The sequence below is a fragment of the Pseudoalteromonas sp. Ld20 genome (genome assembly GCF_045064175.1).
Lineage (GTDB): Bacteria > Pseudomonadota > Gammaproteobacteria > Enterobacterales > Alteromonadaceae > Pseudoalteromonas > Pseudoalteromonas neustonica.
Genome location: NZ_JBISHB010000038.1, coordinates 110,160 through 136,803 on the forward strand (window position 1 = coordinate 110,160; position 26,644 = coordinate 136,803).

The 26,644-nt window shown below is 39.6% G+C and carries 23 protein-coding genes and 7 tRNA genes; 7 read left to right on the forward strand and 23 right to left on the reverse strand.

Features of this window, described 5'->3' with window-relative positions:
• Nucleotides 1-91 precede the first annotated feature (91 nt).
• From ACJJVX_RS14180 to ACJJVX_RS14200, 5 genes are all read right to left on the reverse strand, one after another.
• Nucleotides 92-1,126 carry an alkaline phosphatase D family protein gene (locus ACJJVX_RS14180; protein ID WP_405632065.1) on the reverse strand — a complete coding sequence of 345 codons (1,035 nt, stop codon included), beginning with the start codon at nucleotides 1,124-1,126 and terminating at the stop codon, nucleotides 92-94.
• A gap of 38 nt (nucleotides 1,127-1,164) precedes the next feature.
• Entirely contained in the window at nucleotides 1,165-2,292 is a 1,128-nt protein-coding gene (locus ACJJVX_RS14185) for an alkaline phosphatase family protein (RefSeq protein WP_099458963.1), read from the reverse strand.
• A 59-nt stretch (nucleotides 2,293-2,351) separates the two neighbouring features.
• The gene (locus ACJJVX_RS14190) at nucleotides 2,352-4,721 is read right to left on the reverse strand and encodes a TonB-dependent receptor domain-containing protein (RefSeq protein WP_405631998.1); all 2,370 of its coding nucleotides are present in this window, start codon (nucleotides 4,719-4,721) and stop codon (nucleotides 2,352-2,354) included.
• 265 nt (nucleotides 4,722-4,986) lie between these two features.
• Nucleotides 4,987-7,014 (reverse strand): EAL domain-containing protein, encoded by a 2,028-nt coding sequence (locus tag ACJJVX_RS14195; protein ID WP_054453107.1) that lies wholly within the window; start codon nucleotides 7,012-7,014, stop codon nucleotides 4,987-4,989.
• Nucleotides 7,015-7,145: 131 nt separating this feature from the next.
• Nucleotides 7,146-8,189, reverse strand: a complete 1,044-nt coding sequence (locus tag ACJJVX_RS14200) for an alkene reductase (RefSeq protein ID WP_170173951.1) — start codon at nucleotides 8,187-8,189, stop codon at nucleotides 7,146-7,148.
• A 124-nt stretch (nucleotides 8,190-8,313) separates the two neighbouring features.
• On the opposite strand from ACJJVX_RS14200, the gene ACJJVX_RS14205 reads away from it, so the two are divergent.
• From ACJJVX_RS14205 to ACJJVX_RS14215, 3 genes are all read left to right on the forward strand, one after another.
• Entirely contained in the window at nucleotides 8,314-8,892 is a 579-nt protein-coding gene (locus ACJJVX_RS14205) for a TetR/AcrR family transcriptional regulator (protein WP_054204777.1), read from the forward strand.
• 79 nt (nucleotides 8,893-8,971) lie between these two features.
• The gene (locus tag ACJJVX_RS14210) at nucleotides 8,972-9,367 is read left to right on the forward strand and encodes a DUF2750 domain-containing protein (RefSeq protein ID WP_054204778.1); all 396 of its coding nucleotides are present in this window, start codon (nucleotides 8,972-8,974) and stop codon (nucleotides 9,365-9,367) included.
• Between the two features lie 115 nt (nucleotides 9,368-9,482).
• Nucleotides 9,483-9,779, forward strand: coding sequence for a GGDEF domain-containing protein (locus ACJJVX_RS14215; protein WP_405632067.1), 297 nt, complete (start codon nucleotides 9,483-9,485; stop codon nucleotides 9,777-9,779).
• 200 nt (nucleotides 9,780-9,979) lie between these two features.
• On the opposite strand, the gene ACJJVX_RS14220 is transcribed toward ACJJVX_RS14215, so the two are convergent.
• The 18 genes from ACJJVX_RS14220 to ACJJVX_RS14305 form a co-directional block, all read right to left on the reverse strand.
• Nucleotides 9,980-10,069, reverse strand: a tRNA-Ser gene (locus tag ACJJVX_RS14220).
• A gap of 148 nt (nucleotides 10,070-10,217) precedes the next feature.
• The gene (gene nadA, locus ACJJVX_RS14225; protein ID WP_054204780.1) at nucleotides 10,218-11,258 is read right to left on the reverse strand and encodes a quinolinate synthase NadA; all 1,041 of its coding nucleotides are present in this window, start codon (nucleotides 11,256-11,258) and stop codon (nucleotides 10,218-10,220) included.
• Nucleotides 11,259-11,468: 210 nt separating this feature from the next.
• A tRNA-Lys gene (locus ACJJVX_RS14230) sits at nucleotides 11,469-11,544 on the reverse strand.
• Between the two features lie 91 nt (nucleotides 11,545-11,635).
• A tRNA-Lys gene (locus ACJJVX_RS14235) sits at nucleotides 11,636-11,711 on the reverse strand.
• A 91-nt stretch (nucleotides 11,712-11,802) separates the two neighbouring features.
• Nucleotides 11,803-11,878 (reverse strand) — tRNA-Lys (locus tag ACJJVX_RS14240).
• A 61-nt stretch (nucleotides 11,879-11,939) separates the two neighbouring features.
• Nucleotides 11,940-12,015, reverse strand: a tRNA-Lys gene (locus ACJJVX_RS14245).
• A gap of 82 nt (nucleotides 12,016-12,097) precedes the next feature.
• Nucleotides 12,098-12,173 (reverse strand) — tRNA-Lys (locus ACJJVX_RS14250).
• A gap of 168 nt (nucleotides 12,174-12,341) precedes the next feature.
• On the reverse strand, nucleotides 12,342-13,094 hold the full coding sequence (gene ybgF, locus ACJJVX_RS14255) for a tol-pal system protein YbgF (protein ID WP_054204781.1): 753 nt from the start codon (nucleotides 13,092-13,094) through the stop codon (nucleotides 12,342-12,344).
• A 13-nt stretch (nucleotides 13,095-13,107) separates the two neighbouring features.
• On the reverse strand, nucleotides 13,108-13,650 hold the full coding sequence (pal, locus tag ACJJVX_RS14260) for a peptidoglycan-associated lipoprotein Pal (RefSeq protein WP_054204782.1): 543 nt from the start codon (nucleotides 13,648-13,650) through the stop codon (nucleotides 13,108-13,110).
• A 35-nt stretch (nucleotides 13,651-13,685) separates the two neighbouring features.
• The gene (tolB, locus tag ACJJVX_RS14265; protein ID WP_054204783.1) at nucleotides 13,686-15,044 is read right to left on the reverse strand and encodes a Tol-Pal system beta propeller repeat protein TolB; all 1,359 of its coding nucleotides are present in this window, start codon (nucleotides 15,042-15,044) and stop codon (nucleotides 13,686-13,688) included.
• Nucleotides 15,045-15,053: 9 nt separating this feature from the next.
• Nucleotides 15,054-15,980, reverse strand: coding sequence for a cell envelope integrity protein TolA (tolA, locus tag ACJJVX_RS14270; protein WP_054204784.1), 927 nt, complete (start codon nucleotides 15,978-15,980; stop codon nucleotides 15,054-15,056).
• 1 nt (nucleotide 15,981) lies between these two features.
• On the reverse strand, nucleotides 15,982-16,416 hold the full coding sequence (gene tolR / locus ACJJVX_RS14275) for a protein TolR (RefSeq protein ID WP_405632004.1): 435 nt from the start codon (nucleotides 16,414-16,416) through the stop codon (nucleotides 15,982-15,984).
• Nucleotides 16,403-17,107: a protein TolQ gene (gene tolQ, locus ACJJVX_RS14280; protein WP_054204786.1), complete on the reverse strand. Its 705-nt coding sequence runs from the start codon at nucleotides 17,105-17,107 to the stop codon at nucleotides 16,403-16,405. Before tolQ ends, tolR begins: the two co-directional genes overlap by 14 nt.
• A 1,006-nt stretch (nucleotides 17,108-18,113) precedes the next feature.
• Entirely contained in the window at nucleotides 18,114-19,121 is a 1,008-nt protein-coding gene (ruvB, locus tag ACJJVX_RS14285; RefSeq protein ID WP_054204787.1) for a Holliday junction branch migration DNA helicase RuvB, read from the reverse strand.
• 7 nt (nucleotides 19,122-19,128) lie between these two features.
• Nucleotides 19,129-19,746: a Holliday junction branch migration protein RuvA gene (gene ruvA, locus ACJJVX_RS14290; RefSeq protein WP_054204788.1), complete on the reverse strand. Its 618-nt coding sequence runs from the start codon at nucleotides 19,744-19,746 to the stop codon at nucleotides 19,129-19,131.
• A 2-nt stretch (nucleotides 19,747-19,748) separates the two neighbouring features.
• On the reverse strand, nucleotides 19,749-20,273 hold the full coding sequence (gene ruvC / locus ACJJVX_RS14295; protein ID WP_054204806.1) for a crossover junction endodeoxyribonuclease RuvC: 525 nt from the start codon (nucleotides 20,271-20,273) through the stop codon (nucleotides 19,749-19,751).
• A 133-nt stretch (nucleotides 20,274-20,406) separates the two neighbouring features.
• Entirely contained in the window at nucleotides 20,407-22,908 is a 2,502-nt protein-coding gene (locus tag ACJJVX_RS14300) for an ABC transporter permease (protein WP_054455690.1), read from the reverse strand.
• Nucleotides 22,898-23,611, reverse strand: coding sequence for an ABC transporter ATP-binding protein (locus tag ACJJVX_RS14305; protein ID WP_054204790.1), 714 nt, complete (start codon nucleotides 23,609-23,611; stop codon nucleotides 22,898-22,900). Before ACJJVX_RS14305 ends, ACJJVX_RS14300 begins: the two co-directional genes overlap by 11 nt.
• On the opposite strand from ACJJVX_RS14305, the gene ACJJVX_RS14310 reads away from it, so the two are divergent.
• The 4 genes from ACJJVX_RS14310 to ACJJVX_RS14325 all read left to right on the forward strand — a co-directional run bounded on the left by ACJJVX_RS14310 (nucleotide 23,612) and on the right by ACJJVX_RS14325 (nucleotide 26,290).
• On the forward strand, nucleotides 23,612-24,232 hold the full coding sequence (locus ACJJVX_RS14310) for an arylesterase (RefSeq protein WP_054204791.1): 621 nt from the start codon (nucleotides 23,612-23,614) through the stop codon (nucleotides 24,230-24,232).
• A 100-nt stretch (nucleotides 24,233-24,332) separates the two neighbouring features.
• Nucleotides 24,333-24,409 (forward strand) — tRNA-Pro (locus ACJJVX_RS14315).
• A 328-nt stretch (nucleotides 24,410-24,737) separates the two neighbouring features.
• Nucleotides 24,738-25,307: a hypothetical protein gene (locus ACJJVX_RS14320; protein ID WP_405632008.1), complete on the forward strand. Its 570-nt coding sequence runs from the start codon at nucleotides 24,738-24,740 to the stop codon at nucleotides 25,305-25,307.
• Nucleotides 25,308-25,372: 65 nt separating this feature from the next.
• Nucleotides 25,373-26,290 carry a M14 family metallocarboxypeptidase gene (locus tag ACJJVX_RS14325; protein ID WP_054206543.1) on the forward strand — a complete coding sequence of 306 codons (918 nt, stop codon included), beginning with the start codon at nucleotides 25,373-25,375 and terminating at the stop codon, nucleotides 26,288-26,290.
• Nucleotides 26,291-26,644: the final 354 nt, after the last annotated feature.

A 26,644-nucleotide genomic window follows, 5' to 3' on the forward strand; every position in this document is an offset into this window, starting at 1 on the left:
GGGTAGCCATTGTCGCAAATTGGCATTAATAAATCAGGTGGTTAGCTTTAAATTTAAACGCACAGAGCATTGTCGCACTGTGCGAACTTACTTATTTATAAGGGCTAATACTCGACAATGAAAATTGACTTTGCATTATCACTTTGCCCTCAATACCTTTTAAGCTCAGCGAAATAACGGGATCAGCTTTTAGCCAATCAATACTTAAATCGCCGTAATTTACTTCGTGTGTATAATCCCCAACGCGGTGTTTATTTGGGCTCACATCTTTCCATTTTTCTGTTAACCCTGAGCTGGTCATTTCAGTTAACGGGTAATCTAGTTGCTCGGTATATTGAGATATCTCTCCCCAGTGGGTGTCGCCACTGATGATGATCACACCATTTACTTTATGCTTTTTAATCAACGTAAATAAACGCGCGCGGTCGTTTGGAAAATTAGCCCATGACTCCCACCCTGTAAAATCAGGTAAAAGCTGCAAACTTGAGGCTATTATTTTTATCTTCGCGGGCTTTATTAGCTCCTTCTCAAGCCATTGCCATTGTGTTTCGCCAAGCATAGATGCATTTTTAACTGTCGAAGGACTGTAAGGTCCTTGATTGGCTAATTTACGCTTTGTGTAATATTCAAGTTCACTAACATGGTTTAACGTATCACGGTTCCAACGTAAATCTGGCATTATAACCTGAATTGTTTGATCCCCTGCGCCGTACATATACGATGTATAAATCCCGTCAGGGCGTGTTCGGCGTTTTGAACCTGCTGGCTCTTGCCAAAAATCAAGCATGATTTGACGAGATGCTTCTTTGTGCGGGTATTCTTTACCTGCATCATTTTGCCCGTAATCATGATCGTCCCACATGGCTATTATCGGCGTTTTAGCTGTTAAGGTTTTAAACCCTGATTTTGCGCCTAATCGCTGGTATTTATCGGCTAATACTGTCATGTCGTTAGTATCACCATAAATGTTATCACCTAAAAAAATAAACAGATCTCCCTCTTCTTTATTAATAGCATCAAAAATAGGAATGTCTTTGTCTTGATGCCCACACGAACCAAACAATATTTTTTGTGGTGTGTTTTGCATTACTAGCTTTGCCGTATTACTCAATACTGTAAAACTCATAAATACACTCAGCAACACAACCGCCTTAGCTAGTTGCTTCATTTTAATACCTCATCAATTGCATCTGCCATAGTTGGGTTTATACGATACGGGTTTTGGCCAAGCACTTTTAAAATTGTGGCTGCTATTTGTTTTTGCTTAAGCTGCGTTGTGGTTTTTAATAACCCTTGGCGTTTAATATCTGGGCCTATGGCTGCAAGCCAAATGTGTTCTGAACCAACAATTCCTTCAGGAAATGCTTTTTTACCTTGCTCAGATTGCGCCATTGCTTGTTTTGAACTGTGATGTTGCCAATCATTAGCGTTACTGCCACGACCATGATCTGTGGTAATAATAAGCGTTGTATTGTTTTGATAGCCTGGGGTTGACTGAATGGTTTGCCATAAATCCTGTATAAACGCATCACTTTGCTTTGCAGATTTTAGATAGTGATCATAATGACCATCGTGCGCAAAATCATCCGTTTCACCTAAACTAATCACCAATAGTTTTGGTTTTTTAGCCAGCATGTAGGCTTTAGCAAAACGATACGTAAAGCTATCTAATCGTACATTGTGCCATGGACTTGGGATCTCTTTTTGTAACGCATTTAATAGGGCTGCGTCAGCAAATAAATCATCGTCAATTGGCATAAACCCAGCATTAACATAAACACCACTGCGCTTTGCATTGACAATAAACGGAAATACATCCCAGCTACCAAATAAGGCCGTTTTGTTTTTATATTTAGGTTGGTGATGTAATAACTCTAAAATTGTTTTATTAGGATTGACAACTTTATCGTTACTGTTGATCTCTTCGTCAACACTCCCAGTTAGAATTTCGTTATACCCAGGGTATGAAAAATACCATGGGTTAGCGACCGACATCCTCGAGCCATTATTTCTATCACCGATGATCACCCCTTGTTTAGCAACCTGCTGGGTAATGAATGGCATTAACAATTTTTGGCGAATGCGGGGCTCTTTGTGCCAAAACATTTTATTTAATTGCTCTGGGTTTTTAACAAAATCAGTATTGTTGATGAGCTTTTCATCTGCGCCATTAAACACTTCTTGCCAGCGCACACCATCAAGCGTTACCAGCACGACATTATCACTGGCGTAGATCCCCTTACTGACAACAACGCATGCAATGAACAAATACAGCGATATGATACGTTTCATATTATTCCTTATAGAAAAACCCATCATTGATGGGTTTCTTATTATCTTGAATTTAGGTATTAAAATGTTGCTGTAAATGTCAGCGCTGCAGTTCGCGGTGCGCCAATAAAGTACGTAGAGCCATTACCTGTACCACCAGATAAATACTGTTTATCAGTCACGTTAGTCACAGCAAAAGCAATATCTATCGATTTAAATGGCCCTGCATTAACGTCTGCCGCATAGCCTGCATTGATATCTAGTACTGTGTAACCATCAACGTTGTTACGAGCACGAGTTTGCTCATTTAAAAATGCACCTAAGCGTTCACCCGTGTACTTAGCTGATATACCAAAACGAAAATCCCCACTGTAGTAGTCTGTAGAGATTACAAACATATCACTTGGCGAATCAATTACATCGTCCCCTTTTTTAAAGCTTGGCGACACATCATTACCATCTTCATCTTTAAGGATCACCCCGTTTGCATCATAAGCACTTGGATCATGCGATGCGTATTCTGAGCTATTACTAGTGTAAGAGGTATAAATGTTCCACTCATTTGTCAGCATATAGCTTGCAGATAACTCAACACCTTGTGAGTCAATGCCGCCAACATTAATGTATGAGCCATTCGTCCCTACTGTGTAATCGATGCCATCACTACCGCTACCAGGTGCTATAAAAGTAATACGATTATCAAATGCGATTGAATAAGCCGTTGCAGTTAAACTTAAGCGATCCGCGTTGTAACGCACACCAAAATCAATATTCTCGGCCGTCTCTGGTTTGATTTCATTTAGCGTTGAACCATCACGTTCAAGTACACCGTCTTTAATTGCCGAGAAATTCTCACTAAAACTTGCAAATAACTCTGTGCTATTGTTTAGTTGATACAATGCGCCGGCACTAAATAATACATCTGAATCGCTGTTTATTTTATCTGATCGTACTGCTTCAAAATGATCATACTTCTGCAGTTCGACTAAATATTGTTTGGCACCAATATTAAATGTGAAATCACCCACCGTCATTGCGTCTTGGATGTACCACTTGAAAGTATCTGTTTCAAAAGTATTTTTATACTGAGTCCAATAAGGTGTGCTATCAAAATGATGATAAATACGCGCGTCAATCACTTTATGCCAATCACGCGATTCATCACGATCAGTTTGCTCAAGCCATATACCGGCTTCAATATCGTGCATACCCAAAGTCAACTTGTAATCAGCAGTAAGACCTAAACGGTCTTTATTGTAATGAGTGTGTCGATATGACATGACAGGTGTGGCCGTATCTGGATAACAAGCAGGGTTTAAACCCGTGCCTGAATCCCATGGCCAGCTTAGCGTCTCTTTGCAGTTTGCATCAGGTGTGAGTGGGTTACCTTGACTGTCTGCAAAACCGTATGACCCAGCATTTTTACCGCCTTGTGTTGTTGGCTTATCATCAGTATCAACAGGGGATGTTAAATAAGGCGGGATCCAATCACCGCGTCCCGAGTTTTTATGATAATACGGGCTAACTGTGAGTAATGACGACGGTGAAATGGCATATTCAAACTTTACATACCCTAAAGTGTTTTCACGTAATGTGCCCCAACCTTCTGCAAACATTTGATCAAAATGCGGCACACCGGTCCAATTCCACGTTAATTGATCCCAATCTGGTGTCTGTGCAAATTGCTTTAAACTCACACTGTTATAGTTTGTTTCACTTACATCGTCGTAAGATAAACGCCCTGTCACTGTCAGTGCTGAAAAGTTTGATACAAACTTTATTTCGCCGTGCTGGTTATCTTTACCACCATTGCTGCCATCACCTATCCAGCGGCTGGTATTTGTTTGTGAATAACTAGCGTAAGCTTGGGTATTATCGAACAAGGTCCCTGTGTCATGCTTTATATAAAAGCGCGTCGCATTGTGATCTCCTTGCGTATAAGAAAAAGTCGTATTGCGCTCAAGGGTTGGATCTTTACTCACAAAATTAAACGTACCGCCTAGCGCTTCTAATGACGCCGAGGCAATATCTGACGTCCCTTGGCCGACTTCTACTGTCGCTAAGTTTTCGCTATCAAGGTAACGGTTCGCTTTTGCACCACCACCATAATTAGACCCACCATTTGGAATACCATCAATCGTCATACCCAATTGTTGTTGGTTGCCGTCAATACTAAAGCCACGCATTGTGATCGTGGTTGACCAATCATCACCACCGAATGCATCGCCTTCGTTAATGCTGATCCCCGGCAAATTATCAATCACTGACAAAACGCTTGATACTGAGCTTTGCTGCTCTAGCATAGCAGGTTCAATTACATTATTGGCATAACTGGTCGGTTTTGCGACGACGGTGATCTCTTCAATCTCAGCCTCATTTGCATAACCCATTGAAGAAAAAGCTAAAGCAAGTGCCAAGCTAAGAGATGTTTTTTTAGTAAGAGTGCGCATTATTGTCCCATTTGCAATTGTTATTGTGTATGCGGGAACAGTATGGCGATGCTTGATGACAAAAAAGGGGCGTTTATCTTACGAAAAAATGAAACTAGTGTGTCTTATTTATGGCATAAATAAAGAAGGTGGGGCGTTTTGAGCTTTAATTCTTAAAACTGCTTCAATCTAGGAGCGATTGCATCGCTGCGTCAAGTTTACAATCAAGTTGCTTAAGTAAAAACCAAACACAGAGCTGAAATTCTACTTCAAAAATAAACACGCCCTATTCAATCGGCTTTGGCACAAAATGCTGAGCCTCATTTTTAGGTAATGCGGGGGCGTATAACCACCCTTGTGCCGTTTCGATCCCTAAACTTTTAACCCACGCTAACTCAGCTTCTGTTTCAATCCCTTCTGCAACAACAGAAAAGCCAAGCTTTGCAAATATCTGAGTCACTTGTTGATATAACACTCGCCCTGCGGGTTGCTCACATTGTAATAAAAATTGCCTATCTAGTTTTACATGCTTCACAGGAAGATTAGCAAGCATAGATAAGCTTGAATAACCTGTACCAAAATCATCAAGTACCGTTTCTATATTATTTTCCCTCAGCTTTTCAATATGTTCTGTTACAAGTGTTTGCTGAGTTAAGTAGCTAGATTCAACGATTTCAATTTTTAGTTGATCAGGAAAATCGATAAATAAATCACATATTTTATTGATCATAGATTTATTCGTTAATACGTCTGGATTAACGTTAATACTAATTGTTGGTTTAAACCCAACATTGCTCCATTGCATTAAATCTCGGTGGGCTTGCTCAATCACCCAACGGTCTATTATGTCTGTTTGTTTATGTGCGACTAGCGTATCTAGAAAGTAAGGCCCGGTGATCGAACCATCTCTTTTTATTAATCTTAATAATCCTTCGTAGCCATTTACATGACCTGTTTGTATATCTATTTGAGGCTGATAATAAAGCGCTAAGCGTGACTGTGATATGGTATTTAAAACGTGTGTTAAATGCGCAGAAGAAACACTACTTTGGCGTTGCTGCTCTATAAAGCGTTGCTCAGATTTAGCCGCAAAGCGTTCACTCATATTAAGTTTACTACTCAATTTATTAAACGCTAATTGGTAGTTATTTCGCTCACTGCTTAAACGTAAAAATGGGTAATAAATACATGCGTTACAGATAATTAAAAATACTTGTAAAATAGGCGCAACCAGATCTGTACCGACCATACTGCCATTGATTATAGTGGGTGTCATCCAGCTAATACTGACATCTTGGTAACCCACCGCGCCCGCTGAAATCATTGCATAGCTAACCACAAAGTTAAAACAAGGGACTAAAATAAACGGGATCAGTAACAATGGATTTAAAAAAATTGGTAGCGCAAATAAAATTATTTCGCAAAAATTAAACAATGAAAAAGGGAGTGATATGCGCGCTATATTCTTTTCATGACTCCCCTTGGCCAAAAAGAACGAGGCAACAATTAATCCTATAAAACCTCCAGTGCCACCAATCAACACAAAAGTATCGTAAAAGGTTTGTGCCGACAAGCCTGGGAAAATATCTTTGCTAATAAATGTTTGTTCAAACATCATAGAATACACATTGTCACCATGCACACCGAAGAACCAAAAGCCATGTATTATAAGCATTCGGTTAAATAGTTGTAACGCTACACTACTTTGGCTATCCACTGGGACTAAATATACTACGACGAAATGCACAACGCTTTCTATGATTGGGAGGATCAAAAATAATGCGAAAAAAGCAAATGCAAAAGGTAAAATAAGTAACAGTTTTTCTTTTAAAAACTCACTCAGTAGTGGTAAATCAAAAAATGACATAGGTATAAACCTACGCCCTAGCATCAATAAATAACTGCTTAATGAAGGAACCAACACCGCATAAGCTGAGGCACCAGTACCATCTACCGTAAAAATACCATCTGAAAAAATTAAAAAATCACTATGAATGGAAAATGTGACCAGTCCTAATATACTACCAACAACGGCGCTGTTACCTAGGTTTTTAGAAAGATGGTAACCAACAGAAATAACAACCATAACAGGAAATAAGGTTAAAATAACGAGAGAGCTTTGCTGTACCGTCTTGTAGATAAAGTCGGCTGATGTTATGAACGAAAAATTTACCGCAACATTAAGCACTAAAATGGCTAATGCAGAACACACAAAATATGGGAGCAACGCAATAAACGCTTCGCGCAATGATAATATATAGCGTGAATGAGCAAACTGCGTAAATACGCCATTAATGTGCTTTATAGCCAACAATTTACGTTCTCTAAACTGGTTATTAAAGAGAGTATAAAGTATTTAATAAAAAAAAGGCGAATGATTGATTTCACACGTGTAAAATCATCATTTTGTATTAAGGTAGCGTAACCTTCGTTACGCCAAAATGTTTATATTAGTTCTGCTAGCATTGCATCATCATATGCAACCAACTCTTTACCTTGAGAAATTCTACTGACGTAGTCTGGATTAGCTATAAACGGACGCCCGATTGCGATGAGATCAAATCTATTTTCTTCAATCGCATCTTTTGCACTCTCGAAGCTATAGCTACCAACACCAACCAATGTGCCACTATAATTAGCTCTAAGGTACTCAGATGTTGTCATATCTTCAAGACTTGCAAAACGCATGCTATCGTCGAAAATACCACCATGTAAATAAGCTAACTGGCGCGTGTTTAATTGCGCTAACAAATAATCAAATACTGCTTTATCGCGATTATCTTCACTCATATTAAAGTAAGCTCCCGGCGATAAACGTAATGCCGTTTTATCTGTCCCTATAGCACTTATAACTGCATCAACAACGTCAAGCGCAAAACGCGACATATTCTCTGGTGTTTGACCGTATTCGTCTTCACGCTCATTGGCCGCATAATGTAAAAACTGATCAATCAAATAACCATTCGCACCATGTATCTCTACACCGTCAAATCCAGCTTCAACTGCATTTTCAGCGGCCTTTGCATAATCTGCTATCAATGATTGAATATCTTCAGACGTCGCTGCTTTTGGAGTTTGATACGTCAGTTCACGCATTCGTGGTACAGACCCTTCAATACCAATTGCAGATGGGGCTAGCACTTCTCCATCAAAAAAATGCGGATGTGCCACACGGCCAACATGCCAAAGCTGAGCAAAAATTTTACCGCCATTTGCATGCACAGCATCAGTTACTTTTTGCCAACCTTGAATTTGTTCACTTGTAAATAACCCCGGTGTATTTGGGTAGCCTTGTGCGTCAGGGCGAATAATAGTCGCCTCGCTGATAATCAAACCAGCTTCGGCACGGCGTGCGTAATATTCAACCATAGCTTGAGTTGGTACTAAGTTTTCATCTGCCATACAACGCGTTAGTGGCGCCATTAATATACGGTTTTTTAATTCTATTGTGCTGTTTAGTTTAAACGGAAGCAGTAATTCAGTCGTCATTATTGTTAATCCTTATCTTGAGTGTACATTCAAGATAAGGGCGTACACATAAATATTCAACCCTTTTTTGAATATTTGTTCAAGATTAAGTAAACTATGCTCATTAATAGTAAATGAGAGTGCCATGAGAGTCGCCGAATTTGACCGCGAATTTGTATTGCGTCAAGCCATGCTTGCGTTTATGCAATTTGGCTATGCCAAAACCAGTATGCAAAAGTTAACCCAGGTAACATTACTGCACCCGGGCTCATTGTATGCTGCGTTTGGTAATAAAAAAGGCATTTTTTTAGCTGCAATTGAACAATACCAAACCGATCGTAACGAACAATTTACCGCGCTTTTTTGCCCTACCCAACCGGTATTACCCAATTTAAGATGCTATATAGACTCTATCGTCAGCGAATGTATCACTGGCGATGCCATGAAAGTTTGCTTGCTCACTAAAAGCATTAGCGAAGTTGAAGGTCAAGATGCACAAATTAATGAGGTACTTAGTGCCAATTTAAATGCTTATGAAAATGCCCTTACCCAGCAATTTTCTCGTGCAAAAAGTCAAAATGAGATCCAAAATGTGCGAAGCGCTCAACAACTTGCACGTTTTTTTGCAATGAGTTTATACGGATTAAGAACTTATGCTTTAACTAATCGCGATGCCGATGCATTAGCATTACTTGCAGATGATATTTTCAATGCCATTAAATAAAATGTTGACTGATCGACACGTTGTCATATTAGTCAATATACTTAATACATAACCAAGCCAATCAAAAGTGAATTTATATATGAATGATGCAACCGCCGCTGCAAATGAAAAGTTCGAGTTGACCCTGAATCTAGGAGCAAAAAAACGACTGGCGTTTATGTTTGAAACCGTTCAAGAATACAAGCAAATATGGATTTTAAACGACGACGATGGCTGCGTAATGTTAGCAAATGAAGACGATGATTGCGTACCAGTTTGGCCGGAACGTATTTATGCTGAAGCTTGGGCAACAGGCGAATGGGAAAACTGTACAGCTAAAGCTATTAATCTGCAAGATTGGCGTACTCGTTGGACACCGGGCCTTGAAGAAGATGATTTGTTGATTGCCGTATTCCCAACGGAAGACGATGACGGCACCATCTTATTCCCTGATGAGTTTGACTCACAGCTAAAAGCACCTAAAAAACGTTATTAATCTCTTAACGTTATAAACATAAGCGGCAACAAGCCGCTTTGTACGATTAATTTATACTACTGCTTTTCAATTAATGACAGTTCAATAAACCTCTTCGTAAAGCCTTTACACAATAATTACACTCAAAACACTTTCTAGTATGGATAAAGTAGCTCGTTGGGGAGGAGAAGAGTTTTTGATATTCTTACCTGAAACGAATAAACAGCAAGCTAGCCACTTAGCTGAAAAACTTCGTTTGGCAATAAGTGATATTAAGCTTACTCATAAAACACACACGCTCACTGTAACAGTCTCTTTAGGTGTGTCTGAATATCAGCACCAAAGCGACTATAAGGATCTCGTTAAGCAAGCCGTTCTCGCTCTTTATAAGGCTAAAGAATCTGGACGTAATCAAGTTATCTGTATTGATTAGTTTTAAATTCCTACAGCCTATAATTACGGTAGAAATTTATCCTAAGCGCTTTTAAAGCCTACAGGATAAATTTAGCACCGAATGAGTGTTTAAACTCACTAGCTTGACCCTAAAGCCAGTAAGTTGTAACTCATATTTACCACGAAAGCATTTAAACTGGCACAAAAAAGGACGCCATGAGGCGTCCTAATATTGAATAATGGCGGAGGAAGAGGGATTCGAACCCTCGTTAGGGATAAACCTAAACACACTTTCCAGGCGTGCGCCTTCAGCCACTCAGCCATCCCTCCGCAGGTTACCATTTGGTAACGCGGCGTAATAGTATGAAATAGCGTCCAGTGGTGCAAGGTGTTTTTCTTATTTGTGCTTTAACTGCCTAGTAAACAAACAAAAAGGCCGCTAATAGTGATATCAGCGGCCTTTTCTGTTTAACTTGGCTTAACGTTGTAGTGAAGCTGAGAAGTCGAGCATACGATTAAGCGACTTGAGTGCGCCCTCACGTAGCTGCATATCTACAAATACTTCTTTACCTGTTGCATCTAGTAATGCTTCCTCAATCGCTTTAAGGCCGTTCATTGCCATCCATGGGCAATGTGCACAACTTTTACAGGTTGCGCCCTCACCTGCTGTTGGTGCGGCTACAAATTCTTTATCTGGGCATAACTGCTGCATTTTATAAAAAATACCGCGGTCTGTTGCAACAATGAACTTTTTATTATCCATTGTTTGTGCTGCTTTTATCAGCTGACTCGTTGAGCCAACAGCATCTGCTAGGTCTACAATTTCGGACGGAGATTCTGGGTGAACTAATACGCCTGCATCAGGATAAAGCGCTTTCATGTCTTTTAGTGCTTTGGTTTTGAACTCATCATGAACAATACATGCACCATTCCACATGATCATATCTGCACCAGTATTCTTTTGAATATACGCGCCTAGGTGTTTATCTGGGCCCCAAATGATTTTCTCACCCATTTCATCAAGGTGTTCAACAATCTCAAGTGCACACGATGAGGTAACAATCCAATCTGCACGTGCTTTAACAGCAGTAGAGGTATTTGCATACACAACAACTTTTCGATCAGGGTGCTGATCACAAAACGCTGAAAACTCATCAATTGGGCAACCAATATCGAGCGAACATGTGGCAGCCAATGTTGGCATAACAACGGTTTTATTAGGTGTCAGTATTTTTGCTGTTTCCCCCATAAAGCGCACGCCCGCTACAATGATCATGTCGGCATCGTGCTTGGCGCCAAAACGCGCCATTTCTAGCGAATCAGCAACACAACCACCGGTTTCTTCAGCAAGGGCTTGAATTTCAGGATCAGTATAATAATGGGCAACCAATACCGCATTTTTATCAATCAGCAATTGTTTGATACGTGCTTTGTATTGCGCTTGCTCTTCATTATTCAATGGAGCTGGCTTAGGAGGAAAGATATAACCTTCAGGCATAATAGTTTGAGCTAAACTCATTTCTCGACCACTTAATCTACAGTGCATTTATAGAGTGAATTATACGAGAATATAAAACTAAATAACAGTGGTGCTCGGTAATACCGATTTGATTAAAGCATTTATATTTAAGAGATAGATAATTTTTGATTGAAAAGCATTTTATGTGTGAAATACAAAAATCTTGAAACGAGGCGTGGGAATAAACTTATCGCAGTAAAAATATCAGGATGGTGGGTCATGATGGATTTGAACCATCGACCAATTGATTAAAAGTCAACTGCTCTACCAACTGAGCTAATGACCCGCTCTGATATGCCTACTTAACATTTAATGCTGTTAATCACACTGCGTAAATCCGCCGATGAGCCATGCTGTTATTCATAATGAATAAAAGATGGTGGGTCATGATGGATTTGAACCATCGACCAATTGATTAAAAGTCAACTGCTCTACCAACTGAGCTAATGACCCGCTCTGATATGCCTACTTAACATTTACTGCTGTTAATCACATTGCGTAAATCCGCCGATGAGCCATGCTGTTATTCATAATGAATAAAAGATGGTGGGTCATGATGGATTTGAACCATCGACCAATTGATTAAAAGTCAACTGCTCTACCAACTGAGCTAATGACCCGCTCTGAATGCTTGCGTAAATCCGCCGATGAGCCATGCTGTTATTCATAATGAATAAAAGATGGTGGGTCATGATGGATTTGAACCATCGACCAATTGATTAAAAGTCAACTGCTCTACCAACTGAGCTAATGACCCGCTCTATTGTTGCAACTTAATACAACCAAACATCAATACGTAAATCCGCCGATAAAAGACCATTCAATTAATAATAAATGAATGGTGGGTCATGATGGATTTGAACCATCGACCAATTGATTAAAAGTCAACTGCTCTACCAACTGAGCTAATGACCCGCTCTTTTTGCCGCAACTTGAGTGGTTGAACCATTCGTTTGCTGCGGGCGCTTATAATACTTATTTAAAAAATGAGTGCAACCGAAATTGTCTCTTTTTTTAAGTTTTAATGCCTAGCTGTCCAATTTTAGACCGCTTATGACAAAAAGCAGTCTAATCATAGCGATTCTACATTTTTGCAAGCCGTTCAGTGGCTAATTTTGCAGCAGTTGTACTGGGGTACTGATTGATTAAATCGTTAAAGGTTTTTAACGCTTGTTCAGCTAATCCTTGCTCTTTTAACAAAGTACCCAGTTTTAACATTGCATCTGGGCGCTTATTTGAGTTTGGAAATTCATTCACGACCACTTTAAAATGTTCAGACGCTTTAACAGGATCATTTTTTATCGTCAGTAATTGCCCTAACCAGTAATGTGCATTCGACGCATAGACTGAACTTGGGTAAGTACTTAAAAAAGTTTGAAACTCAGGGATCGCTTGATCATAACGCTTATCCTTCATTATTAACGCCACTGCACGCTCATACGCTTCATTCTCAGACAAATCTGCGCTAATGGCTTGCGATGGCACCTGTTCGGTATAAGTTTCAGCAGTGCTTTGGTTAGGCTGTGCGTATGCCTGACTAACTCGGTTCTCTATTTCTTGATAAAGCTCTCGCTGGCGCTGCAATACTTTTTCAAGTTTATAACTTTGCTCTTCAGTTATCCCACGTACTTGACTTACTTCATCTTGAAGTACATTTAGCTGTTGCTGTAACTCAACTTGTAGCAAGTTTCGTGACTGCATCATGTTCTCTAGTGCAGCAAGGCGTTTTTCTATGCTCGATTGTGAACTTGCAGCTTCTGAAACAGGAGCGGGAGCAGCCCATAACTGGGTGCTCCCGCTCAAGATCATGGCTGCCAAAATAATTTTCGGCTTCATAATGTCTCTAATCTTAGTAAACTAGTACCGCACGGCGGTTTTTAGCGAAAGCTGATTCAGTGCGTGATTTAACCATTGGTTTTTCTTCACCATAGCTCACTACTGACATTTGGCTAGCTGAAACACCTAAGCTTTGTAAGTACTTTTCTACGGCTTGTCCACGGTTTTCACCTAGTGCAATATTGTACTCTGGCGTGCCACGTTCATCAGCATGACCTTCAATTAATACTTTAACTGATGGATTTTTTACTAAAAACTCAGCATGGGCACGTAATAGCTCGCCGTATTGACCTTCAATCGTCGCTTTATCAAAATCAAAGTAAATTACTTGCTCTTGACGAAGTGCTTCGTATTTCTCACGAAGTTGCTCTTGCGCTTGTTGCTCAGGAGTCAGTGTAGTGACTTCCACAGTATCATTATTGTTATTTTGTTCAACTGTCGCTTGATTTGATTGATTTGCTGCACCTTCATCGATATCTGAAGATGAGCTACAAGCTGCTAGCGTCATGACTGGCACAGCAATAAGCAGGCCTTTGAGTATTTTATTAAGTTGCATTGAGTAGATTCCTATTTTGAGTAAACCAGCAAATATTACTGTAAATAAGGCGACCACGCGGGTGCCTTTACTTGTCCGTTTAGCACAGGTAAACGTGCTTTAAAGCGACCGTCCATTGATACGAGCGCAAGTACCTGCTTATTATTATGCAGCGTGCTGTAGATGATCATAGAGCCATTTGGTGCGATGCTCGGTGATTCATCAAGGCGTGTTCGCGTTAAAACTTGAAACGCGCCAGTAGCCAGCTCTTTTTTAGCTAGATGGTATTGCCCATTAGTACGGTTCACCATTACTAATTCTTTGCCATCTGGGGTGATTGAGCCCGCTAGGTTCATATCACCATCGAAGGTCATTCGTTGTGACCTACCTGTTTGTAAATTTAACTTATAAATCTGAGCATTACCACCCCTTTCCGAGGTAAACACAATATCTTGGCCGTTAGGATGCCACGATGGTTCAGTATCTATACTGCGATGACGAGTAAGGCGTGTTTCTTTGCCTGTTGCAAAATCCAGCATATAGACTTCAGTTGCACCGTTACGATCTTTAGACAGTACTAAAAGTAATTTTTTCCCATCAGGTGAAAACTGCGGTGCACCATTAATCCCTTTATGGCTAGTAATTAACTCACGTTTTCCCGTGTATAAATCTTGCATGTATATTTGGCTTTGGCGGTTTTCAAACGTTACATAGGCAAGCTTTGTTCCATCTGGTGACCACGCTGGTGACATTAATGGTTCTTTAGAACGCAATAATACTTGTTCATTAAAACCATCATAATCAGCCACTACTAACTGATAAGGTTTCGGATCTTCATCACGAACAATTACATACGCTATTTTTGTTAAAAAAGCGCCACGTTCGCCCGTTAGTTTCTCATAAACAACATCACTAATACGATGAGCGTAACGTCTAAACCCAGTTTCAGTAATTATACTTTCGCGCGCTTCTTGAACATGATCTTGATTTTTAATCAATTTACCATTACTCATCATTTGCGTTTCACCGCCAGTAATCTGACCACGGATCACATCAACTAACTCGTAACTCACTAAATAACGACCATCAGTTTGTTGTGCAACTTCACCAACGAGTACTGCTTCAACACCTTTATTAACCCACGCACTGTAATCAATATCAGATTCTTTACTCGGAAACTGCGGCATATTTTCTGTACTAATCGGTTTAAACTTACCACTTCGCATTAAATCTGCGGCAATCACTTCGCTGAGTTTTTGTGGGATTGGACCAACACCTTGATACTTAAACGGCACAATAGCAATTGGACGAGCGCCATCGATTCCTTCTGTAATGACTATTTCAAGTGCCCCATTTGCAACACTCGTAAAGCCCAGAACTAAAATTAAACAAACTGCTTTGAACTTAGTGAACATACCATTCCTTTAAAATTGTGGCTTAATTGTTAAGTTAATATTTTTTAATTGCTCAAAAACATCTTTATCTTTAGATACAGGAAGCGTATCTGCCATACGAATAGCTCTAAGAGCAGCTTCGCAAACCAGTTTATCCCCGCCTAAAGAGCGGACTTGAGTCACAAGACCATTAAAACCTAAACGAATATTCACACGGCATTGCTGATTTTTCATTTTTTCATCAATTAATAAATTTTGCTGGATACGTGCCATTATTAACGCTTTAAATTTATCAACTTCGGTGCCAACCTGCTGTTGACGTACTTTATTACGAGCAGCTTGTTCTGTTGCCAGCTGCTCTTGCAACATTTGCTCTTGTAACGCTTTTTGGCGGGCCTCTTCGGCAGCTTCAGCACGTTTTTTAGCTGCTAACTCTTCACGTTTACGATCGTCTTCAGCTTTCTTTAATGCATCTTCTTCAGCTTTACGTTTTTCAGCCGCCGCTTGTGCAGCTAATTCCGATGCTTCTTTTTGCTTTTCAGCCTGCTGCGCTTTAGCACGTTCTTTTTGCTCTATCTCACGCGCTTTTTTTGCTTGAGCTTGCGCCTGTGCCGTTTCTTTCTCTTTTGCTCTTCGCTCTTGCTCTAATTTTTTTATACGACGATCTTCAGATTCACGTTGCTTGCGTGCATCGGTTGCTCTGCGCTCAAGATCTTGGATACGTTTATCTTCGGCTCGCTTTTGCTGCTCTTCTTTACGCCTTAGTTCAGCAATTTTTTGTTCAACCATTTTTTGATCAACCGTCACAGCTGCAACAGCGTTTTCGGCTTCTGGCATAGACGTGTTTAACGTTACTTCCATTACTTTGGGACTTGGCGCATGAAAGTTTGCAGTGCCTATGAGTACGCCTATTATTGCAAAGTGCAATAATACTGATTTAATTACTGAAGCACCCATATTAGCCTTTAGTCCCTTCAAATGATTCTGTCATTAAACCAACCGATGGAACGCCTGCGTTCTTTAAAAAATCCATTAATAGTAATACTTCTTGATATGACACTTTGCCTGATCCTTTAATCATCACTGGCGTGTCAGGGTTTTTCATCAGCTGTAATTTGATGACCGCAGCCACATCAAGTGCCTCCATCGGCTCTTCTGGATTAGTGCCAATACTCACGTAATATTTACCTTGGGCATCTATCGAGGCAATGATTGGCGGCGTATCTTTCGTATCAACTAAATCTGATTCTTCCATTTTAGGAAGATCAACTTTAACGCCGTGTGTAATCAAAGGTGCTGTTGCCATAAAGATGATCAACAACACTAACATAACATCAATGTATGGGACCACGTTTATCTCTGCAACAGGACGACGCTTTTTACGTTGGTACATTCGCTTTTGCCTCTATTTGTGTAGCTGCTTGACGGTGTAAAATATTCGCAAACTCTTCCATAAAATTAATGTAATTAGATTCAAGCTTTTCAACTTTATTTGCAAAACGGTTATAAGCGATAACGGCAGGGATTGCTGCAAATAAACCCATAGCAGTTGCAATCAATGCTTCTGCAATACCAGGAGCAACCATCTGTAACGTAGCTTGTTTAACTTCACCCAATGCAATAAAGGCATTCATTATTCCCCATACAGTTCCAAATAAGCCGATATACGGGCTGATAGAACCGACAGTTGCTAAAAATGATAAGCTTGATTCAAGTTTTTCTATTTCTCGTGATAAAGCAACGCGCATAGAACGATGTGTGCCTTCCATAACAATGCTTGCACTTTCGAATGTGGTTTTTTTATGGCGTGCAAACTCTTTAAAACCAGCAATAAATAATGCCTCTACGCCTGTAGAGTTACCACTACGTGATGTGATTTCATTATAGAGCTTACTTAAATCTATACCTGACCAAAATTTTTGTTCAAAGCGCTTAGCATTTGATAGCGCATCTGAAATAGCTTTTTTGCGCTGGAAAATAACAGCCCACGACATAACTGACATAGCCACTAATGCCAACATAACCAATTGCACAAGAAAACTTGCTTCTAGAATTAAATCTAAAAAATTAAGTCCTGATCCCACTTTAAACTCCTACTTAAGGTTTCTTGTATAAATAAACATTTTATTATACGCCAGTGTATGACCAAAAACATGGCCAAAAGTTGCAACTAGTGTATCCATTCAATTCGGTACTGACAACGCTATTGCTGTGAATTAGCAACAAAAAACGTTAAAAGACAAACTGATCGTTTTTACCTCAAATGAATCAAATATTCTATTAAATTAAAAGTAAGTACATAATGATATATATTGCTGCGTATTTATTATAAAAAACATCATAAAACACACGTTTTATTCACTATAAAAGAATAACCACCCAAAACCAATTTAAAAACATGAAGCAGGATAGTTAAACTAATGTAAAGTTAATTCAAATTAAAATTAAAAAACATTTAATTCATACACTTAAAAAATAAACAACACTAGTATCGACCACTTTTCATGCAAAAACAAAAATCAATCATTAGTTTTATTAATCTGAAAATTAAATTTTTCTAGTTTGAACAAAAATAATAAAGCCGCTATTATTCTCCCATACCGAGCTAGCGCTGCAATGAATATTTCATTACACCCAGTTCTTTGCAATATGATTCTGATTTTTCGTATTGCTCAGTTTAAAGTCATTTTGATAAAACTTGATGAATTTAAACTACTCCCTGGATTACTTCCTTCAACTTGTTGTTTGCCCGCATTTATTGCGGGCTTTTTTTTGCCCGCAATAAAATCACTCTTAATACCTTACCCTTATCATTATCATTCTAGTAACTAAATTTTAATGCACTGAATATAATTACTTGTTTGAATTATATGGATATTAAAGTATTCCACAGCAAATATTCACACTTCTCAGAGGGTATACAATATAGCTGGCAAACTTAACTGTAAGTGAACTTATTATTAGGAATTAAACAAATACTATGCCTGCTTCAAATCAGAGCACAGTATTTATTACTTTATGTAAGATGGGATTACGGGTAGGAATATGGTGTATCTTCAGGCATGCTAAAGCTACAAAAGTTGACCAATATTACTCTTTTTTAGGCTGTAAGCCAAAATGGTGATATGCATTATCTGACACAATGCGCCCTCTTGGGGTTCGTTGTATAAAACCTTGTTGAATTAAGTAAGGCTCTATTACATCTTCAATGGTTTCTCTTTCTTCACCAATGGCTGCGGCTAAATTATCCAGACCAACTGGCCCGCCCATAAACTTCTCAATAATCGCGAGTAAATATTTACGATCCATATAATCGAAGCCGCTTTTATCTACGTCAATCATATTAAGCGCGAGCTCTGCAACCTCGGCATTAACTGTACCGTCTGATTTAACTTGCGTGTAATCACGCACTCGTCGCAACAGACGATTAGCTATTCGCGGAGTACCCCGTGAACGTTTAGCTATTTCGATTGCACCATCATCGCACATTTCTAAATTTAAATAATGCGCAGAGCGCCCCACAATCGTCGACAAGTCAGCCACTGAATAAAACTCTAAACGCTGTACTATACCAAAACGATCTCTCAGCGGTGATGTTAACGATCCCGCACGAGTTGTAGCGCCTATCAAAGTAAATGCAGGTAAATCAAGCTTTATTGAGCGAGCAGCTGGGCCTTCACCTATCATTAAATCTAACTGGTAATCTTCCATCGCTGGATAGAGGATCTCTTCAACTTGTGGACTGAGGCGATGAATTTCATCAATAAACAGAACATCCCCCTCTTCAAGGTTTGTAAGCAATGCCGCTAAATCGCCAGCTTTTTCAAGTACAGGCCCTGAGGTTGTTTTAATACTTACACCTAGCTCGTTGGCAACAATATTGGCTAATGTTGTTTTACCTAACCCCGGCGGGCCAAATATTAATAAATGATCAAGGGCTTCACCTCGGCTTCGTGCAGCTTCAATAAAAATTTCCATTTGCTGCTTAACATGTGGCTGACCTGTGTAGTCGGCTAAAAGTTTTGGTCTAATTGCACGATCAACAACATCTTCATTACTTTGTTCGGTGGCATCTATTAAGCGATCCGCTTCAATCATGGTTTACTCACAACATTGATTTAAGAGACTCTTTGATCAGAACCTCTGTAGACATATCTGGCTTGCTAATCGCTTTAACCGTTTTTTGTGCTTGCGCCAACTTATAGCCCAATGAAACGAGTGCAGAAATTGCATCATCAGCCGCATTATTCGCAATTAAAGCATCTGATGCGGGCTGTATTACTGCATTATCACTAAATGGCGTGAATAAGTCATTACCCCAATCTTTTAAGCGGTCTTTCATTTCAAGTACAAGGCGTTCTGCGGTTTTTTTGCCAACACCCGGTAATTTCACTAAGCTAGTTGCGTCTTCATTGTTCACACAGGTTACAAATTGCTTAGCCGACATTCCTGATAAAATAGCTAAGCCTAATTTTGGTCCAACCCCATTTGCTTTAAGTAATTCACGAAATAAAGCGCGTTCTGTTTTGTTATTAAAACCAAATAATAGCTGCGCATCTTCTCTCACCACAAAATGAGTGTAAACAATTGCCGTTTCACCAATATTGGGTAAATCATAAAAACACGTCATTGGCATGTTTACCTCGTAACCTACTCCAGAGACTTCAAGTAAGATCTCAGGTGGTTGCTTCTCTACCAATATACCGTTTAATCGACCTATCATTATTATTTCCTTAGCCTTCCTCTAACGGTTTTACTGGCACTGCCCGCTAGCTTTATTAAGTTTTGATTAGAATGTGCATGACAAATAGCAATTGCCAGTGCATCCGCTGCATCGGCTTGCGGCGTACCTGGCAGCTTTAAAATATTTTTTACCATCTGTTGTACTTGTGATTTATCTGCACCACCATGGCCAACAACAGCTTGTTTAATTTGCCTTGCTGAATATTCAAATACGGGTAATTCAGCCACAGCAGCTCCGACAATAGCCGCTCCTCGGGCCTGTCCTAGTTTAAGTGCTGAATCAGGGTTATGCGCCATAAATACTTTTTCAATCGCAAACTGTTCTGGCGAAAATTGCGCTATTAATTGGCTAATACCTTGAAAGATCATTTTTAAGCGAATAGGAAATTCGTGATCCGCCAGTTTTATACATCCACTGCCTAAATAGGTAAATTTTGCACCTTGATGAGCAATGACCCCATAGCCCGTCAACCGCGAACCTGGATCAATCCCTAAAATAATAGCCAAGCTCTTGCCCAATAAATATAACTTACTAATAAAGTAATAATGCCAGAGTACTGTATAAATTACCAGTGCATTGTCAATGCAAAAACCCGCAATTGCGGGTTTTTGTGTTAATACTATAAAATGAGTCGCAATATTAACCGAGCGAGCGCAGTAAACCTTGCGTATTTTTACGCATTGTTCGAGCAATCATAAAGTAGCCTAAAACAGCCACAAATGTGCCCCCTACTAAAGGACCGATGATCCAAATATGCGGGTGTAATTTACCGGCTAAATCAAACATTTCTCGTTGCACAATAAATAATGCGACATCACTCACTAGAGCCGCAACAAAGCCAGCCGCACTGCCGAGTAATAAAAACTCGTATAATGTCGCATTTTTTATTAATCGGCCTTTTGCACCTAGGGTGCGTAAAATCACTATTTCTTGCATTCGCTCCCCTAAGCTTGCTTGCACTTGCGAAATTAAAACTAGCGCCCCACAAAGCACCACAATGGCAAGTACAAAGCCAATTGCCAATGATACTTGCGAAATAGTCGATTGAATTTGTTTAACAAAACTATCAACATCAATAGCATTAACCGTTGGGTAAGTACGTAACAATTCACTAAAGTCACGTTTTTGATCCGTCTCTATACGAACTGAAGAAATATATGTCGCAGGAAAATCAGCCAATACATCCGGACTCAAAATGATAAAAAAGTTTGGCTTTAAGGTGGCCCAATTTACTTTACGAACACTCGTTATTTTTGCATCAAACGATTGTGCGCCAATTAAAAACGTTAATGTATCACCGAGTTTTACGTCTAAACGCGCCAGCATTGATTCTTCAATTGACGCTTCACCCGTCGCACTTTCAGAAAACCACTCGCCATCGATGATCTCATTTTGCGCTGGTGATTGTGTTAACCAGGTTAAATTAAGCTCTCGCCCGATACCAGAGCGCGCTTCTTCATCTTTTTTCTCATTATCTTGCAACGATACTTCACGCGCTACAAGTTCACCATTTACCGCATTAACACGCCCGCGAATAGTTGGGTAAAACTCTGATACTTGAATTTTCTTTTGCGCTAAATAGTCAGTTATTACGGGTAATTCAGACTCCGTAATATTAACTAAAAATGCATTAGGTGCGTCATTCGGTAATTGTGACTGCCAATCAGCAATCATGTCGTTTTTAAGTACCACCAAAAATAAAAGTAATTTAATCGCTAATGCAAAGCTAATAAGTTGCACTGAATTTGCATTTGCGCGCTTTTGAATTGATGCAATCGCCAACGACCAACTATTGCCTGGGCGTAAACCTAATTTACGTCCGCCCCCAAAGATGATCCGTGAGACCAAAAACAGTAAACCAATAAGCACCAATGTTGAAACAAACAAAATTGCAGTAATTTTTAAGTTATTACTAAATAACCACATTAATAAAAACACAGTCATTGCAGACATGGCTAAATGTACTTTACTAACAAGTAATCTATCCCCTAAATTACGACGCAACACTCGCAGCGGCGGTATATCAAATAAGTCTAACAACGGCTTAATTGAGAACATCACAGCACAAATCACGCCTGTACTAATTGCCGTTATCCAAGGTTTAATACCCGCAGCAGGTAATGTATTGTTCATAGATTTAGCTAAATAGTTCGCTGCAATATCTTGTAAACCAAAGCCTATGAGCAAGCCAATAAGCACAGATAAAGCGCACACCATTGATAAATGCAATAAGTAAATTTTGCGGATCATGTCGCGGCTACCGCCAAGGGTCTTCATCATCGCGACGGGATCGTATTGTCGCTCACAATAACGCTTAGCAGAAACTGCAATAGCCACAGCAGCTAAAATAATGCCTAATAAACCTGCTAACAATAAAAAGCTTTCAGCACGATTTAAGCTATTAGCGATAGGAGATTGACGGTCTTTTACACCATACCATTGCTGATTTTCTTTTATTTGTGGCTTAAGCCAAGCATAAAAGGCATTAATATCAGACTCTTCACCAGCGTATAATTGACGATAGAACACTCGGCTTCCAGGCTGCACAACTTGCGTTTTCTCAATGTCGGCGCTATTTAACAAAACACGGCGACTGCTTGAAAAAATATTAAAAGGTGCATCAGGTTCTTCCACTAATACTTTTTCAATTGTAAATTGCGCTGCGCCGAGTTCAACCGTGTCGCCCACTTTTACATTTAACGCGTAAAAAACAGATTCACTAAACCACACATTGCCCGCACTTGGCCCTTGATTTACAATTTCAACCTGTGCATCTAAACGAGCCTTAATTTTTAACTCACCTTTGAGCGGGTATTCAGGCGATACAGCTTTAACAGAGCTTAATTGCATTTCATCATTAGCAAACAACATGGTATCAAAATAAGTTAACTGGGCTGTTTTTAAATTCTGCGAATGTGCTTTTTCTAAATACGATTGTGGTAAAGCGTGACTGCTGGCAAGTACTCTATCCGCTGCGATAAATGCACTGCTTTTTTGCGCAATACTTTGGCCTATTCTGTCTGTAACCATAGATAAAGTAAGTACAGTCAAAACGGCTAATGCAATGGCAGCACAAATAACCGTGAGTTCACCACGGCGAAATTCACGAAAAAATAGTTTTAATGCTAATTTAGCCCACATCAGCAAGAACCTCGCTGGTATCTTTTACCAGTTTACCCGCCTCAATTTGCAAAACATACTGGCATTTCGCAGCAAGTGCCTCATCGTGAGTCACCAGTATTAGCGTTGTGCCATGTTGTTCATTAAGCTCAAAAAGTAAAGACTCAATCAATTTACCATTTTTACTGTCTAGGTTTGCTGAAGGCTCATCGGCAAATAATATTTTAGGCGTACCAATAAACGCACGGGCAATGGCTACACGCTGCTGCTCTCCGCCTGATAGTTGTGATGGGTAATGTTCTATGCGATGGCTTAACCCTACTTTTTCAAGTAAATCTAACGCTTGTTGTTTTGCATTAGCGCTGCCCGCTAACTCCGCAGGAAGCATTACATTTTCAAGGGCAGTTAAACTTTGTACAAGCATAAAAGACTGAAATACAAACCCAACTTTTTGTGCTCGCAGTGCTGCTCTTGCCTCCTCATCAAGTGTATGCAAAGCATCACCATCAAGAATTATTTCACCCTGTGTTGATTGATCAAGTCCAGCTAATAAACTAAGTAAGGTCGATTTCCCTGAACCTGATGTGCCAACTACAGCAACTGAGTCACCAGACTTGACATTAAAGCTGATGTCGCTGAGGATGGGCAACTCACCTTCAAGGGTATTTACCGTTTTAGACAGTCCATTAACTTGAATAATATTTACTTGAGATAGCGCTGACATATGATGCATTCAATCCTACGTTTAATATTTGTTTTTCTAATTGTAATCAAACCACTTACAGCTGCAGCTGACAACACAATTTTAATTTTAGGTGACAGTTTAAGCGCCGCTTATGGTCTAAAACAAGAGCAAGGCTGGGTTAAATTGTTACAAGATAAGTACGACAAAGAGCAACTAAACATCCAACTTATCAATGCCAGTATCAGTGGTGAAACCACTGGCGGTGCACTAAGACGTTTAGACTCATTGTTAAATGAATTTCAGCCAAGTCACGTACTTATTGAACTTGGCGGTAACGACGGCTTACGTGGTTTTCCAATAAAAAGGCTTGAGCAAAACCTCACCCAATTGGTAAACCTAAGCAAACAAGCTGACGCCAATATAGCTATTATGGAAATACACATTCCACCTAATTACGGCCCACGTTATACCAGTCAGTTTACAGGTAGTTTTGAAAAAGTCGCCACCGCAACTGACAGCCACTTAATGGACTTTTTTGTACTCAATGTTGCAGGCGATCCTACGCTGATGCAAAACGACAATATACACCCTAACAAAACTGCACAACCTATATTACGTGACATTATGTATAAATCGATCAAAATGTGGCTAGAAAAGTAACCTTTTGCCACTATACAGCTATTAACTAAGTTCAATAAATGTTCAAACAAACAAAAGGTTATTGATTTTTTATAAAATATGGGTATATTGCATGGAAAGTCGGTATGTGGCGCAGCTTGGTAGCGCACTGTCATGGGGTGGCAGGGGTCGAGAGTTCGAATCTCTCCATACCGACCAATTATATTTCCCCTCACTTCTATTTCACCGTTATTCTTTGCATCCTCATTAATTTGCTTTATGAAGAGTGAATAATAGCTATTCCGATAATTTTATGTTTTCAAATAAAATTCAAGTTTTTATTTTGTACGCCGTTAATTAAACATGCTTTGGTGACAGTGTTTACTTAGCCCGCAGAATTTTAAGCTTACACGAGCACTGTTAAACACTGTCGTATTGTATTGAAAAATATAACAACATTTTAAACATGCCGACTTATTAAAGCCTAAATTAAGGTAATAAGTCGTTATTTATAACAAGTTGCTATTTTATGTACAGGAGGTACTGCGTGGACTTTTCTAATGATGAACAACAGTTTTTATCAAACTTATTTAAAGGCCAAGCCAAGCAGCAATTACCTGCAAATAAACGCCTGACTGTGCAAAGTGATATTCCGGCTAAAATAGCGAATCTATTGATTAATGCTAAGTTGACTTTACTCGCTGAGGTCGGTCACTATCAGTTGTGGTTTCCTTTAGAATTTAAAACTGATGAATCAGGGTTGTTAACCCCGATACTTAGCTCACCTGAAGTTATTGACACCACAGGTACACAACGAAGTTGGCGATTAGACAATTTAAATATACAAAGTGATGGGTTTAAAATTGAGTCAATATCTAGCACCGGGATCTTTTTAAAACCAATCAGCAATAAAGTGCCTTTAATTACTCATCACAGAATGCAGTTTTATCTGCCAAATAAAAAACACATCATTATTAGCATTGAACCCGTTAGACAAAATAAGCAAGGTATCGCAGCTAAAATAACTCATATTCATGAAGGGAAAGATCACCTTCGCGACTATTTATTTAGTGTTCATAAACGACAATATGTAAATTTATATACCGCTATTGCTTAGAGTTAGTTGCGAAGTGAAGAATCCATCGATAAGCTGTCTTTTTTATTGTTACTAATGAAGGTTTTATGAGCGATACTATTTATCCAATTGGAACAGCTAACATTTCATGGAATGATGATGAGAAACAACAATGGTTCGATTCTCAAAACATTAAGCGTAGCTACCACAATGATGTTGTGTCATTAATAAATGAACTTACAGATGAGTGTGATGTTGAACAATATGGTGAACTTGTTTATCAAGACGCTAATTACCCCCTCTTTGCTATTAAATCTCGTAATTGGCAAAACAATAAACCAACCGTATTAGTAACTGGTGGTGTGCATGGCTATGAAACCAGCGGTGTGCATGGTGCAATTCGGTTTATTAAAACATTAGGTAGACATTACAGTGAGCATTTTAACCTTGTGGTAACGCCCTGTATCAGCCCGTGGGGCTATGAAACAATAAACCGCTGGAATCCAGCTGCCATAGATCCTAACCGTTCTTTTTATGCTAATAGCCCTGCCCCTGAATCTGCAAATGTGATGGCTTACATTGCTGGGCTTGGTGTTGAGCTAGTTGCACATATTGATCTACACGAAACAACCGACACCGATAACAGTGAGTTTCGCCCTGCACTTGCTGCGCGCGATGGTAAAATTAATACTAATTGGAATATTCCTGATGGTTTTTATTTAGTTGCTGATTCAGCGAAACCTGCGGCAGAATTTCAAAAGGCTATTATTGAAAACGTTACAAAAATAACACACATTGCACCCAGTGATGAAAATAACCAATTAATAGGAGTGCCGCAAGAGCAATTTGGCGTTATCAACTATGCGGCACGCGAGCTTGGTTTATGCATGGGCTTTAGCGATGCAAAGTTTGTAACAACAACTGAGGTATACCCAGATAGCCCAACAGCAACGGATGAAGAATGTATTCTTGCACAAGTTGCTGCGATTGCCGGTGCGCTTGATTATATAGCTTCACAACAATAATCGTATTTAAAGCAGATCCATCTACTGAATAAGTTTCGGGTCTGCTTTTTACTAGGGCGTGTTGACCTTTGTGGATTGACATTTGTTCAATCTAGGGGCGATTTAATCGCGGCGCGAGGTTTGAAATCGAGTGGGCTCGATAACTACTCCTGCGTTATTCTACTGGCTCACATCCATGTGAGAATAAGTAAAAATCGAGCAAAGCTTGTGCGCCCTGCTCACGCCCCTTACCTAAATCTGTGTAAGTAACAAAGAGTTAATCGCCCCTAGGAAGAACCCTTTGGGCAGCGCATGTTTGGAATTTATACTGCGTTATCGCCTATTTATGGGGAACGACCACACACCATAGGCGCA